Annotated in this window: 11 protein-coding genes and 13 tRNA genes; 1 reads left to right on the forward strand and 23 read right to left on the reverse strand. The window is 40.3% G+C overall.

What is annotated here, in order from left to right; translation table 11 throughout:
* Window positions 1–189: 189 nt before the first annotated feature.
* The 5 genes from ACIQXJ_RS14615 to ACIQXJ_RS14635 all read right to left on the reverse strand — a co-directional run bounded on the left by ACIQXJ_RS14615 (window position 190) and on the right by ACIQXJ_RS14635 (window position 6,543).
* Window positions 190–1,629, reverse strand: a complete 1,440-nt coding sequence (locus ACIQXJ_RS14615) for an o-succinylbenzoate--CoA ligase (RefSeq protein WP_403054763.1) — start codon at window positions 1,627–1,629, stop codon at window positions 190–192.
* Window positions 1,630–1,763: 134 nt separating this feature from the next.
* Window positions 1,764–2,582, reverse strand: a complete 819-nt coding sequence (menB, locus tag ACIQXJ_RS14620) for a 1,4-dihydroxy-2-naphthoyl-CoA synthase (protein ID WP_340822899.1) — start codon at window positions 2,580–2,582, stop codon at window positions 1,764–1,766.
* A gap of 61 nt (window positions 2,583–2,643) precedes the next feature.
* A complete protein-coding gene (gene menH / locus ACIQXJ_RS14625) occupies window positions 2,644–3,453 on the reverse strand; it encodes a 2-succinyl-6-hydroxy-2,4-cyclohexadiene-1-carboxylate synthase (RefSeq protein ID WP_403054765.1) in 810 nt (269 codons plus the stop codon).
* Entirely contained in the window at window positions 3,441–5,165 is a 1,725-nt protein-coding gene (gene menD / locus ACIQXJ_RS14630; protein WP_403054767.1) for a 2-succinyl-5-enolpyruvyl-6-hydroxy-3-cyclohexene-1-carboxylic-acid synthase, read from the reverse strand. The genes menH and menD overlap by 13 nt, the downstream gene beginning before the upstream one ends.
* Complete coding sequence (locus ACIQXJ_RS14635; protein ID WP_403054769.1) at window positions 5,158–6,543, reverse strand: isochorismate synthase; 1,386 nt, start codon at window positions 6,541–6,543, stop codon at window positions 5,158–5,160. The genes menD and ACIQXJ_RS14635 overlap by 8 nt, the downstream gene beginning before the upstream one ends.
* Window positions 6,544–6,907: 364 nt before the next feature.
* Between ACIQXJ_RS14635 and ACIQXJ_RS14640 the strand changes: the two genes are divergently transcribed.
* Complete coding sequence (locus ACIQXJ_RS14640; protein WP_403054771.1) at window positions 6,908–7,828, forward strand: 1,4-dihydroxy-2-naphthoate polyprenyltransferase; 921 nt, start codon at window positions 6,908–6,910, stop codon at window positions 7,826–7,828.
* Window positions 7,829–8,087: 259 nt separating this feature from the next.
* Here ACIQXJ_RS14640 and ACIQXJ_RS14645 read toward each other — a convergent pair whose 3' ends face one another.
* The 18 genes from ACIQXJ_RS14645 to ACIQXJ_RS14730 all read right to left on the reverse strand — a co-directional run bounded on the left by ACIQXJ_RS14645 (window position 8,088) and on the right by ACIQXJ_RS14730 (window position 14,022).
* Window positions 8,088–9,014, reverse strand: a complete 927-nt coding sequence (locus ACIQXJ_RS14645; RefSeq protein ID WP_403054773.1) for a dipeptidase — start codon at window positions 9,012–9,014, stop codon at window positions 8,088–8,090.
* Between the two features lie 64 nt (window positions 9,015–9,078).
* Window positions 9,079–9,528, reverse strand: coding sequence for a TraR/DksA C4-type zinc finger protein (locus ACIQXJ_RS14650; RefSeq protein ID WP_403054775.1), 450 nt, complete (start codon window positions 9,526–9,528; stop codon window positions 9,079–9,081).
* A gap of 73 nt (window positions 9,529–9,601) precedes the next feature.
* Entirely contained in the window at window positions 9,602–10,363 is a 762-nt protein-coding gene (locus ACIQXJ_RS14655) for a MerR family transcriptional regulator (protein WP_403054777.1), read from the reverse strand.
* 170 nt (window positions 10,364–10,533) lie between these two features.
* Window positions 10,534–11,307, reverse strand: coding sequence for a DUF7683 domain-containing protein (locus ACIQXJ_RS14660; protein WP_403054779.1), 774 nt, complete (start codon window positions 11,305–11,307; stop codon window positions 10,534–10,536).
* A 112-nt stretch (window positions 11,308–11,419) separates the two neighbouring features.
* Window positions 11,420–12,631: a diaminopropionate ammonia-lyase gene (dpaL, locus tag ACIQXJ_RS14665; RefSeq protein WP_403054781.1), complete on the reverse strand. Its 1,212-nt coding sequence runs from the start codon at window positions 12,629–12,631 to the stop codon at window positions 11,420–11,422.
* Between the two features lie 185 nt (window positions 12,632–12,816).
* Window positions 12,817–12,888, reverse strand: a tRNA-Glu gene (locus tag ACIQXJ_RS14670).
* 2 nt (window positions 12,889–12,890) lie between these two features.
* Window positions 12,891–12,981: transfer RNA gene (locus ACIQXJ_RS14675), tRNA-Ser, on the reverse strand.
* A gap of 13 nt (window positions 12,982–12,994) precedes the next feature.
* Window positions 12,995–13,071: transfer RNA gene (locus ACIQXJ_RS14680), tRNA-Asn, on the reverse strand.
* 4 nt (window positions 13,072–13,075) lie between these two features.
* A tRNA-Ile gene (locus ACIQXJ_RS14685) sits at window positions 13,076–13,152 on the reverse strand.
* A gap of 3 nt (window positions 13,153–13,155) precedes the next feature.
* Window positions 13,156–13,229: transfer RNA gene (locus tag ACIQXJ_RS14690), tRNA-Gly, on the reverse strand.
* Between the two features lie 5 nt (window positions 13,230–13,234).
* Window positions 13,235–13,310 (reverse strand) — tRNA-Phe (locus tag ACIQXJ_RS14695).
* Between the two features lie 36 nt (window positions 13,311–13,346).
* Window positions 13,347–13,422, reverse strand: a tRNA-Asp gene (locus tag ACIQXJ_RS14700).
* Between the two features lie 3 nt (window positions 13,423–13,425).
* Window positions 13,426–13,500 (reverse strand) — tRNA-Met (locus ACIQXJ_RS14705).
* 55 nt (window positions 13,501–13,555) lie between these two features.
* A tRNA-Ser gene (locus ACIQXJ_RS14710) sits at window positions 13,556–13,648 on the reverse strand.
* Between the two features lie 15 nt (window positions 13,649–13,663).
* Window positions 13,664–13,740, reverse strand: a tRNA-Ile gene (locus ACIQXJ_RS14715).
* A gap of 7 nt (window positions 13,741–13,747) precedes the next feature.
* Window positions 13,748–13,821, reverse strand: a tRNA-Met gene (locus ACIQXJ_RS14720).
* A gap of 26 nt (window positions 13,822–13,847) precedes the next feature.
* Window positions 13,848–13,923: transfer RNA gene (locus ACIQXJ_RS14725), tRNA-Ala, on the reverse strand.
* A gap of 22 nt (window positions 13,924–13,945) precedes the next feature.
* Window positions 13,946–14,022 (reverse strand) — tRNA-Pro (locus ACIQXJ_RS14730).
* Between the last annotated feature and the right edge of the window lie 11 nt (window positions 14,023–14,033).

Raw genomic sequence — 14,033 nt, forward strand, 5'->3', positions numbered from 1 at the left:
TTGCGTGCGTTCCCGCAGGAGTCTTCGTGGATTTTTACTTAGTTATGACCTAGCCGTGCTATAAGATTCTAAATTGTTTGGGTGACTGGCACTTTAAGTATACAAAAACAGCATGCTAGAAGTGCACTTCTAGCATGCTGCTTTTTCTTTAAATGGAGACCCTTGTAAGGCATTCTAATATAATGAAAGTTATTCAGTTGAAAGTAACTCTAATAATTTTCTTCTTAGCAGCTTATTTGCTCCATTACGTGGAAGTTCATCGATTATAATGAATTGTTTTGGGACTTTATATTTAGCTAGTTTCTTTTCACAATAATGCTGTAAAATTTCTATAGCTATTTGTTCCTTTAAAACAACAAAAGCTATTGGAACCTGTCCCCATTTCTCATCATCGATGCCGCACACCCCCGCTTCCTGAACTGCAGGATGCGCCAGTAGAACATTTTCTATCTCAGCTGGATAAATATTTTCACCACCTGAAATAATTAAATCTGCACGACGATCGACAACAAACAAATATCCTTCCTCATCCATGTAGCCAATGTCTCCAGTATGAAGCCAACCCTCCTCGGTTGAACTTCTTTCGGCAAAGCGTCCAATGTACCCAGGCGTTACATGTGGGCCTCTAATACAAATTTCACCCTCACCTTGCCCATTTGGTGCCGAAATTTTTATTTGATTAAAAAATAATGGCTTGCCTGCAGAACCGATTTTTTTCATAGCATCTTCACTTGCTAGTGTTGCTGTCTGCGATGAAGTTTCTGTCATACCGTATGTTTGTGCTACGGCTAAATGTAGTGCATTCGCTCGTTTTAAATAATCTACTGGCACAGGACCACCACCTGCTAGCATCAATTTAAATCGCGGTGAAGCTACCGCATTGTTTAGCTCAAGTGTATTTAGTATGCGTTCTAATGTAACAGCGACTACTGACATATGTGTAACATCGCCATCCACTATGTTTTGTGCAATAGCATCCACATTAAAATGCTCGTATAGCTGTACTTTATTGCCGTATAACAAAGAACGAACTAAAATGGAAAATCCACTTATATGGAATAATGGTACTGCACACAACCAAACATCATCGGCTTGCAAGCCTATGTTAAGAACAGAAGCGGTTGCACTTGCCTGGTGATTGCCAACCGTTTGACAAACCCCCTTGGGGAAGCCTGTCGTCCCAGACGTATACATGATGGATGTTGTTTGATTGAGTGACCATTCTTTTGCAATATCAACAGACTGTTCTGTACCATTTTCTATTGCAGTAAATACATGATAAGACGTGTGTGGCGGTAATTTTGCTACATCTTCATCTGCAACTAGCACAACCTCTGCTTGTGAATCTTTTAGTTGATAAGCGATTTCAGCTTGAGAAAGCCTACGATTAAGCATTACCATTTCACATTGCAAATGCATACAAGCATACATCATCACTACAAGTGCAGGCGTACTCGGCCCCATAATAGCGATACGTTCCCCTTGCCTGATATTCATTGCTGTTAACTGCCGAGCACGTTTTACAGATAGCTCATTTAATTGTTGAAACGTCCATGTTTGTCCTTCATATGTGAGAGCGTTACGTAATGGCGTTACATACGCACGCTGCAAAATCCAGTTTGGGTACATTATTTGCTTCCTCCGATCATTTACAATGATAATGGTACCGCTTTTTCCATCATCGGTCTATTCGTCTGTCTCCCCTTTTTAAAAATAAAAAAGCTCGTATCTACATAGAGATACGAGCCTTCCACCATTACAAATCAAGGGAATCTTGGGAATTGACCGAAGTCTGGTTGACGTTTTTCTTTAAATGCGTCACGACCTTCTTTTGCTTCATCAGTAGTGTAGTAAAGAAGTGTAGCATCGCCTGCCATTTGTTGAAGACCAGCTAAGCCGTCTGTATCAGCATTCATAGCCGCTTTTAGGAAGCGTAGAGCTGTAGGAGACATTTGTAGCATTTCTTCACACCATTGCACAGTTTCGTCTTCCAACTGCGCATAAGGAACAACTGTGTTTACTAAGCCCATATCAAGCGCTTGTTGTGCATCGTATTGACGGCAAAGGTACCAAATTTCACGAGCCTTTTTATGACCGATAATACGTGCAAGATAGCCTGAACCGTAACCAGCATCAAATGAACCAACTTTAGGACCAGTTTGTCCGAAACGCGCATTGTCTGCTGCGATTGTAAGGTCACATACAACATGTAATACGTGTCCTCCACCGATTGCATAGCCAGCTACCATCGCTACTACTGGTTTTGGAATAACACGGATTAAACGTTGTAAATCAAGTACGTTTAAGCGTGGAATTTCATCATCTCCTACATAGCCACCATGGCCACGTACCTTTTGGTCCCCACCTGAGCAGAAAGCTTGCTCGCCTTCACCAGTTAAAATGATAACACCTACATTTTTGTCATCGCGGGCACGAGAAAATGCATCAATCATTTCCATGACTGTTTTTGGTCTAAATGCATTGCGCACTTCAGGACGGTTAATCGTTACTTTAGCGATACCGTTATAAAACTCATACTTAATGTCTTCGTAAGTATGTAATGTAGTCCATTGACGTGTCATTGAAATACCTCCTAATTAAAATTCGCCTCATAACTAAGAAGAGTCGCTAACGTAAAAAACATTACGTTAAATACTCATTTACTATTGTAGCAAATTCAGCTGGATTTTCCACATGAATTGCATGTCCAACGTCATTTACTGTCATATGCTTTCCATTTTTTAATAACGCTTTCATTTCTAATGCAATATTACAAAATTTAACATCTAACGAACCGGTAATTAATAGCACAGGTAATTCTAATTGAGTTAATTTGCCCCAATTTGATGGTTGTACGCCAGTTCCAATTCCTCGTAAACTGCCAGCCAAGCCCATCTCACTTTGGGCCAATCGCTCTGTTCGCACAGCTTGTCTTGCATTATCAGATAACCGTTTTTGCGACTCGAATAACGGTATATTTTCCCACGCATTAACGAAGGACTGCAAACCATTATTCGTAATTTTCGTAGCTAACGCATCATCACGCTCACAACGCTCAATACGCTCTTTCGATGTTCGCAAACCAGGAGAAGCACTTTCTAACAATAACTTCTCAACGCGATGCGGGTAATTTATCGTATAGGATAATGCTATACGCCCACCCATTGAATAGCCAAGCAATGTAAAAGTCTCTAATTGTAATTGACGAAAAATCTCCTCTAAATCACGCAATTGTTCATCCATTGTAAAGCGGCTCTCTTGTTCCGGCACAGCTGTTTGACCATGTCCAATTAAATCAATTGCTACGATACGCATATGCGGAAGATCCTTCGCTAAATTTCGCCATGTAGCGGTACTTCCTGTAAAGCCATGCAGGGTAACAATTGTTTGCCCTGCTGCTTCATTCCAAATATCTACATGTGTCTCAAGACCACGAATTATTAGCTTTGCCATGCTTTTAACCCTGCATTAATACGATTCCAAAGAGCGCGATGTGCATAAACGTTTTCTTCACGATCTGTAAAAATTTCGATTAATCGTAATGGACCTTTTTTCACCATATTAAATTTAGGAACTAATTGTGCAATATCCTCGATACAAATGTAGTCCATATCATACATGCGAGCAATATCTTGAAATTCGAGCGCTGTCGGTGTACCAAATAGATTCTCATAATGAGCCTCTACAGTGGATTGTGGTAAATAAGAGAAAATACCACCGCCATCGTTATTCATCACAATAATTGTTATATTACATGCTTGATAGCGTGAAGCAATTAGACCATTCACATCATGTAAAAAGGCTAAATCTCCAATCAGCAAATATGTTTCACGTTTATTTCCTTGACTTAAACCCATCGCAGTTGATACAACACCATCAATACCATTAGCCCCACGGTTCGCAAAAACACGAATATCTTTTGATGTTGTCATTAAAAATGTATCGATATCACGAATTGGCATACTACTGCTGACAAATACATCACTGCCATTTGGAATTAATTCAAGTAAGCGACTCACCATTGCTCCCTCGTCAATTGCTCCTTCTGCATAGTGCTCAATATATTCAAGTGCGATGTCATTGGCATCTTGCCATTCCGCTAAGTATGCCGCTTCTAGCGCTGTTTCAGAAAGATCTAATTGGACAAGCCATTCGCCAATGCTCGCATGTAGGAAATGCGTTGATACCCCTGTAGAATCACGGAACATCGGGTCTTCATCAACAACAATATAAGCTTGTGGCTGTGTTTTTGTAATAAATTGCATAATAAACTTCGATACAGGCTGAGCTCCTAGGCGTAGAACTGTTTCAGGTTCAACAAGCGCTTTAAAGTCATCGTTTTTCATAATTGCATCATATGTAGTGATCACATATGGTAGACAATCATTTGGTACGGAAGTACGCATATTTGATAGACTCTCCACAATAATTGGCCATTTTAATTGGCGCACAAACTCCCACATCACAGTTAAATCTGTTCCTAGTGGAAGCTCACCAACAATGACAAATCCTTTTTTCGTTTGTCGTAATATAGATGCAAGTTCTAGCTGCGTATCCGTTGGTGGAGTTAACTGTCCAATATTACTTTGCTTAAACGTAACAGCTGGAAGCTCATCACGAAAATCAATGAGCAACGGTTCACGGAACGGTACATTGATATGCACTGGACCAAAAGGTGCACTAGTTGCAATAGCTACTGCACGTGCGATATGACGCTCGATAAATGGCAATGTCGGTGCAGCACCATCCGCAAGTGGAAAATCAACACTCCACTTTACATGTGCCCCATATAAATTTGTCTGATTAATAGCCTGTGGTGCTCCTACCTCACGTAATTCATGTGGTCGATCGGCTGTTATGACAATTAAAGGTACTCGCGCATAACTTGCTTCTACAATAGCAGGATAATAGTTTGCAGCAGCAGTGCCCGATGTACATAACAACACGACTGGCTTCGCAGTAGACTTAGCAATCCCTAGCGCAAAAAATGCAGCCGCTCGTTCATCTACTTGTCGGTACATTGTCAGTTGCTTTGTTGAGGCAAAAGCATAGGCTAATGGTGTCGAACGTGACCCTGGGCTTACAACAACATGTTGGATACCTGCCTGCACTAGGGAAGCAACCATTTTATAAACATAATCAGTCAATATTTTCCGTTCACTCATGTACTTGTCCTCCTAACGCTCGAAGCATCGGACGGAATTTCACTAATGTTTCCTCATACTCAGATTGTGGCTCTGAATCAGCTACAATACCGCCACCTGCATATAAATAAGCTTTATCTTTTATTAAAGCTGCTGAACGAATCGCAACCGCGAATTCCCCATTCCCCTCAGCATCTAACCAACCAATTGGTGCAGCATAAAGCCCGCGATTCATTGGCTCGTATTTACGTATAGCGGTCATTGCCTCTTTTCTTGGCACACCGCCTAAAGCTGGCGTTGGATGCAAATGCTTCGTTAACTGCAAAATGGTTGCCTCGTTATTAAGCTGACCTTCAACTGGTGTATATAGATGTTGGATATCTCTAATTTTTAATAAGCGTGGTCCATCTGGTATTTTCATCGCAACACAGTTTTTACGGAACGTATCCGCAATCATATCGACTACATATTGATGTTCGCCACCGTTTTTCGGATCATTTAGTAAGCTTTGTCCATATGCGTTATCTTCCTCAGCTGTCTTACCTCGTTGAATTGAACCTGCGACACATGATGAGTAAGCATGACCTTTTTCCACCTTTACAAGTCGCTCTGGAGATGCTCCAAAAAATAATAAATCTTTCCACTCTAACCCAAACAAATAACTTTCAGGCTGTTCGTGAATAATTTGAGCTAATACTTGAGGTGAAGTTACTTGTTCCTTAAATTGCAGTGCAAGTGATCGAGCAATTACGACTTTATCTGCTTGCTTTGCTTTAATCAGTGCTGTTACCTGATCAATTGACGCTAAATATGGTTCCTTATACGGCTCGAAATAATCAGTTATTTCAGGCTTCGCATACATTTTCACTTCTTTTACTTGCGCAGCATGGATTAAATGATCTCGTTCTTTCCGCAGCGCTTCAAATTGTTCATCTGCCTGTGTAGCTTTTGCGATAAGGTTTATGCTTACATAGGCTTTGTCATCGCGTAATACGAGCTGATACGTTGCCAAGGCAAAATAAGCCTCTGGAAAGTCTGTCCACTCACCATTCACACTATTTTGAGGATCAAATGTAAAACCACCAAACAAAATTGGTTGTAGTTCAGCCTGACCTTTTACACAATTTTTCGTTAAGCTTTTCCATTCTGCCTCTACAGCATCAAAGCGGTCACTTTTTGCGTTATTTTGAATTGTGTGGGCATGTCCTAGCCCAACTAATGTCATTGTTTTTTCTCTATTTTGCCAATAAAATCGTTCACCTTTATAACGCTCCTCGCCCGCTGCATAAAATGCAAGAGCCGATAAGCGACTTACCTCGATTGTTTCCATATAAAAATGAAGGTTTTGGCCCAAAGAGTCCACTTCTACTTCTGTGGCTTGGTACCACTTCTGTTGCATGAAAATTACCTCCGTTATTGCAATGTACATAATCAATTATGTTTTCGCGTCATAGTACGTGTTGCTATAAATTCCACGTACATAACATCATACGTCTGTCGCTTCAATTTCACACAAAAAAACATCTGTGACATCCGTCTTTAGCATTACTTGTTGCGCATAAATAGCCGTCCTATTTGTTTGACGGCTTTAGTCTTTCTACTGCTACGATTAGCTTAATTTATATTCCCATCTCTCAAATGCATGTACTATTGTATCATTTTTTTAAACATAACTGTATGTAATAAGCTGTGAACCTATCCATTTTCTCTTTCTTCGTATAAAATAAGAAGAGTCTACAATAGTTGAAGGAGAGAAAGACCTTATGACCAAAGTCATTGAAGCTGATAGGGGTTTTAAAGTTTGGTGGCATTTAACGCGCCCACATACTTTAACCGCTTCATTCGTTCCAGTATTTTTAGGAACAGCGATTGCTCTTGCAATTGAAAAAGAAACAATTAATTTTGGACTATTTTTTGCTATGCTAATTGCTAGTATGCTAATTCAGGCAGCAACTAATATGTTCAACGAATATTATGATTACAAGTTGGGATTAGATAATGAACATTCTGTCGGCATTGGCGGCACGATTGTCCGTCATGGTGTCCAGCCCAAAACGATTATGATGATTGCTTTAAGCTTTTATGCAATAGCCATGCTTCTTGGCATTTATATTTGTGCCTCAACTTCTTGGTGGCTTGCTGCAGTTGGACTAGTTTGTATGCTGATAGGTTTTCTATATACAGGAGGACCATATCCAATCGCATATTCACCATTTGGAGAGCTTGTTTCAGGGGCAGTCATGGGGATGGGTATTGTCTTAATCGCCTTTTATATTCAAACACTTACTGTAACATTAGATGCAATTTTACTCTCTATTCCGAGTATGATTTTAGTTGGTGGCATTATGCTATCTAATAATATTCGTGATATCGTTGGGGATACAGAAGGTGGGCGTAAAACGCTTGCCATCTTAGTAGGCCGTGACCGTGCTATTTCTGTATTATCTGGCTTTTTCATCGTTTCGTACCTATGGGTCATTGCATTAGTAGCAATTGATGGCATTACGTTTTGGGCGCTTATTATTTTCCTAAGTATACCGAAGCCGCTACGTGCTATCCAAATTTTCCGCGATAAAAAAGAAGCCAAGGAAGTAATGCCAGCGATGAAATATACAGCGCAAACAAATACATTCTTCGGTTTCCTATTAGGAATCGGATTATTAGTGAATTATTTCTTTTATTAATATGCACAAATGAAAACTAGCAACCTTATTAGGTTACTGCTTAATATTTAGACAAAAGCCATTAAGATGTTCATCTTAATGGCTTTTGTCATTTTTTATCCTATTGATAGTTATTAAATAGAGTGTCTTTACCCACTGGTTCAGTTAATTGGAGCAGGGGGTGCGTCTTATATGGATCCCGCGGAAAGCGTCCTCCCGTAGCGGAAATCCACAGCAGTAGTCATCTATATTTATTTTTTAAAAATGAAATGCAACAACCTTATTTGGTTGTTGCTTTTTTTATATATTGTCTAAAATTATTGTGCGCTATCCCGCGAACTTCTTCATCTGTAAAATGCTCTCGTAAACGCTCAAATAAATTTTGCGCCTCACCTGCGTGAGCGAGCCCTTTAACTGTAACATCTATTCCGTCAAAATCAGAACCTACTCCGAGATGCTCAATGCCAACGATAGTTGCCAGATGCTTTACATGCGCAATTAGATCATCCATTGTTGCATTGTCCCCAATAAAATGCGGGAAGTAGACTAAATGTATATGACCACCATGCTCTACAAGTGCCTTTGCCTGTTGATCTGTTAAATTACGTGGGTGGTCGCAAATCGCACGTGCATTACTATGACTTGCAACAAGATGCTTTGCCAGTGGCAGCAAATCCCAGAATCCTTGCTCGTTTAAATGAGATACATCGATAATTATATCCCGCTCATTTAGCATATTGATAACCTCTCTGCCGAAAGGTTTTAACCCAAGGCTAGCATCCTGCTCAGCGCCATAGGCTACACCATTCTCTTCATTCCATGTGAGTCCTACCAACATTACACCAGCATCCAAAATTGCCGAAAGCTTTGTAATATCCTCACCAATTGCACTACAGCCTTCTAAACTTAAAATAGCACCAATTTCATGAGGCGCTAAAGTATTTAGTTGTGACCATTCCGTAATATGCACCATGCCCTCAGTTTGTAACACTTGTGTATGGAAGGCTTCAATTTGACGCATTACCTCTAAAAATTGCATATTTTGTGGTGTCTTAGGGTCGATAAAAATAGCGAATACCTGCGCCTTTACTTGCCCTAATTGTAATCTTTCTTTACTTGCGTGTAATCGCACATCATCCGCAAATTTTGGCGCTTCTAGCGTCGTTAACTTTAATAATACATCACAATGTAAATCAATTATTTCCATGTTATCACCCCATACAGTTATTATACTGGTCAAGGGAATAATTAGGAAGAAATCCTCGTATTTTTTACATTTTATCTGATGGCGTATCTGACGAGCCAAATTCCTCAAGCTCTTCGAAATCATCTGATTTTGGTAATGCTGATAGTACCTCTTCTTCTACTGGTCGTATTTGATCTTCTCGTTGCTCCGCATGCTCTACACATGTCAATGCATGTGGCATCGCTTCTAAGCGACCTAGCGGAATTTCTTCGCCACATTCCGCACACTTGCCATATGTTCCATCTTCAATAGCTTGCAGGGCATTTTTGATCTCCTCAGCATGATCACTGCGGTGCTCATCAATTGCCATCTCTGTAAGCTGGTCTGTTAAATCACTCGCATTATCAGCTGGGTGATTATCATAATTGGAGAGCTCCGTTGCCTGAGGACGCTCTGATTCCTCAAGCTGCTGCTCAATTTCCTGTAATTCCTGCTGTAATTGTTTTTTAAACTTTTCTATCATTTGTTGTTTCATGAAAATCTCCTCCTCATACATTCATTTTTTCCTAAATACTTATTTCTAAAACATCAGTATGAGAAGGAATCCTTTAGTTTTGTGTATATTCTCTAATTACATCATGTAGAAATTGAGTGGCACCAACAGATACATGATTATCGTAATAAGCTGTAAAACGGTCATCTGCTATATACATTTGTGCTAAACCAGCATGTGCTTCCTTTGTATATTGCGGCCACGAAAAGCTCAGCCAGCGCTTATGAAGCTCTGCAACTTCCATCGAGACATCATTTTGCACATCTCCTATTGCCATCGCCTCTTTTAATCGTTCAAATAATTGCTGTTCTAATTGTTGCATTGCATTATACTGCTCCTCTGTTAAATTTCTAAACTTTGCATTCGATGCATCAACCGTTTCTTGACCATAGTTTGCACGAATTTCTTTACCATATTGCTTTTCATTTTCCTCAATTAGCTGCTCTTTAAAGCCCTCAAATTTCTCTTCGTTCTTCATTGGACGTTCCTCCTCAATCGATTGAATTGTTTGTTCTACTGTTTTTAATAATTGATCTAGCTGCTTTTTTCGTTGTAGTAAGGCATCACGATGTGTTTTTAATGCAGCAGTATGTTGAAAATCAGGTGCATGAATGATGTTGTGAATCGTCACTAGCTTCATATCTAGTGCTCGATAAAACAAAATTTGCTGAAGTATATCGACTTCATGTTGACCATAAAAGCGATAACCCGCCTCGTTTGTTCTTGCTGGTTTTAGCAAATCGATTTCATCATAGTAGCGTAACGTTCTCGTACTGACCCCAGACAATTTGGCAAGTTGCTGAATCGTATATTCCATTGCTCTCACCTCCATATTCATACTGTAAACCTTTACGTAGCGTTAAGGTCAAGGGCTATTTACATTATTCTCTCCTAAAGGAAAAATAAAAGAGCAGTGTCTACTTTACTACCAGACACAGCTCTTAAAAGTCGCTTATACTATTTGAGGGTAACTCATGTACCGTTCGCTTAATCCCCCGCGCTTAGATAATATTGATACTTATTCATATCTATTTTGTGTTTTAGTTTTTTTTGAAAAAATTGTTGGTTACTCGCTGTAATTGGAAAGACCCCGACAACTGGATGATTATTTGACAGGTGCAATATTTCCCTATATTTCTCTAATGAAATGTCCGTTAGTATTTCCTCGCCTACTACAGTATCTTCATGAATTGGCGTCCACATTATCTTTCTTTCGATATTCTCTTCACAGATATAAAATGGAGAAAGCATTTCTTCTACAAATAAATGATTTTCCCGAGCAAATTGTAATGGCTCCTCTTGATAATGATTTGTTCCAATAAACATATAATAGTCATCTCCGAAATGCACAAAAAAATCTGAAGCTATGAAATGACAAAATATGAAACCCCGTAATACCATTTTAGAAATTAAAGGTATTTCATCAATCGTTACCTCTTGATCATCCTTTAAGTGTATTTTGTCTAATTCTTTATCATACAATTGGTTATACAAAGAAGAATTTATATCTACATTAATATAAGTAGTATTAATCATTGTTAGTGATTTTATATGATTGACATGTAAAAACTTCATAATCGTATTAATATATGCAGTTTCTATTTCTAAGTATTTTTCTAATGTAAAGGTTTCACCATAAATTGTCTTCCCAATGTGAGATGGACTTGTCCATTCCAACTCCTTCGTATAATGCCCTTCATTATTTCGGAAGTCAGGATTATATTTTGTTATCCTCCATTGAAATTTTATGTGGTTACTCACTTATATCACCTCTTTATTTATTTTATTTTATGAATATACTTAAAGAATATAAAAGAGTATTGTAAAAAACAATGAGGAGGCATCTCAATCAACCAAGAGATGCTCACTCATACTATTTTGCATACTTACCATGCCACACAATATCCCGATAGTTTTCTACGTCCGTGTCTCCCTCAGTATTAACAAATAGTATAGTTGATTGTACATTTAGCTGTAATGCCGCCTTTAATTCTGCATAATCCTCATTCGTCATTAATTCATAAAAACATCCGAATGGTGCAGCACCTGATTCGCCTGCAATAATGCGTTGATCCGAACCAATTGGATTTGCTAACACACGCATGCCCGTTGCTGCTACATTTTCATCACAGCTAATACTTACTTGCGTGTAGGTTTTTAAAATATCCCAAGCCATAGGATTTGGCTCTCCACATGCTAGCCCAGCCATAATTGTTTGCATCTCTCCACCGACAGTAACAAAATGTTCAGTGCCAAGTTTAAAACTCTCGTAAAAGCAATTAGCTGCATCTGGCTCAATCAAAACAAAAGTTATTTTTTGTCTATAAAATTGTTGTAGAAAAGCGACGATTGCGCCTGCAAATGAACCTACTCCTGCCTGTAAAAATACATGCGTAGGTGCTTCTTCTAATTGATCGACAGCTTCTTTCGCTAATGTTGTATAGCCTTGCATAATCCATAATGGAATTTCTTCGTACCCTTCCCACATCGTATCCTGTATGATTACCCAGCCATTTTGCTCCGCAAGCTGTGACGTATAGCGTACGGTATCATCATAATTCATCGTCGTGATTTCCGCATATGCCCCTTCATTCTTAATATTTTGCAATCGCTCTTCGGCGCTGCCAGCCGGCATATATATCCGCGCCTTGCAGCCTAGTTCTCTTGCAGCCCAAGCAACCCCTCGCCCATGGTTGCCATCTGTCGTTGAAATAAATGTTAAATCGCCTAGTTGTTCTTTTACTTCAGGCGACTTTAATTGTTCAAATGACAGTTCATTAATATTTTTAGCTAGCACTTTTGCGACATACTGTCCTATTGCATAAATACCCCCTAAAACCTTAAATGCATTTAAACCAAATCGATACGATTCATCTTTAACGAAAATATTATGGACCCCTAAATGCGATGCCAAACAATCTAAACTACGTAAAGGCGTTTTTACAAACCCTTCATATGTATGATGAAATCGCTCCACGCAATGAACCTGTTCAAGTGTAAAACTTTGTAGGGTAGGTGTTACGCGTTCTATGTTCTCCTGTAAATGATATTGTCGATTGTTCACCCATCTCAAGTTGTTTCTCATCCTTATCCCCCTCTATTTATTGTTCATTACTATATTACCTGAAAATTCAATATAATAGAATGGTTGTGTGTGCAACAATAAGTAACATAGAAAGAAATGCTAGGGCGTTTTAAACGCCCTAGCATTGCTCCTCTAGCAAAAAAAAACGCAGCAAATGTGATGTTCACATTTACTGCGTTTTAGTATGACCCCTACGGGATTCGAACCCGTGTTACCGCCGTGAAAGGGCGGTGTCTTAACCGCTTGACCAAGGGGCCAATGGCGGAGAAGGAGGGATTTGAACCCTCGCGCCGGTTACCCGACCTACACCCTTAGCAGGGGCGCCTCTTCAGCCTCTTGAGTACTTCCCCACAAATAAAAAAATGGCTCCGAAGGCAGGACTCGAACCTGCGACAACCTGATTAACAGTCAGGTGCTACTACCAACTGAGCTACTTCGGAATAATGGTGGGCCTAAATGGACTCGAACCATCGACCTCACGCTTATCAGGCGTGCGCTCTAACCAGCTGAGCTATAGGCCCATTTGGAGCGGGTGATGAGAATCGAACTCACGACATCAGCTTGGAAGGCTGAGGTTTTACCATTAAACTACACCCGCGTATATGGTGGGTCAGGACGGAATCGAACCGCCGACACTTAGAGCTTCAATCTAATGCTCTACCAACTGAGCTACTGACCCTTATACTTCTTACTAAGCTATCAACTTATTTAAAAATGGCGGTCCCGACCGGGATCGAACCGGCGATCTCCTGCGTGACAGGCAGGCATGTTAACCGCTACACCACGGGACCATTTGGTTGCGGGGGCCGGATTTGAACCAACGACCTTCGGGTTATGAGCCCGACGAGCTACCACTGCTCCACCCCGCGAAAATAATATTCATTTATATCGAGTTATTAGCACACCATTTATTAAAATAAAAACTGGAGGAGGTAGAGGGATTCGAACCCCCGCGCGGTGTTACCCGCCTGTCGGTTTTCAAGACCGATCCCTTCAGCCGAACTTGGGTATACCTCCGTCGTATTATATAAATGGTGGACCTTGCAGGACTCGAACCTGCGACCGGACGGTTATGAGCCGTCTGCTCTAACCAACTGAGCTAAAGGTCCTTTAAGATGGCGGCGGAGGGAGTCGAACCCACGACCTTTCGGGTATGAACCGAATGCTCTAGCCAGCTGAGCTACACCGCCAGGATCTTTATACTGGTTATAAATTATGGTGGAGCCTAGCGGGATCGAACCGCTGACCTCCTGCGTGCAAGGCAGGCGCTCTCCCAGCTGAGCTAAGGCCCCATAAATTCATGTTACTAGGAAATGGTCGGGAAGACAGGATTCGAACCTGCGACCCCTTGGTCCCAAACCAAGTGCTCTACCAAGCTGAGCTACTTCCCGTTCATTTATTG

Origin of the sequence: Lysinibacillus sp. NPDC097868 (genome assembly GCF_044761135.1) — a bacterium.
In the GTDB taxonomy this organism is placed as follows: Bacteria; Bacillota; Bacilli; order Bacillales_A; family Planococcaceae; genus Lysinibacillus.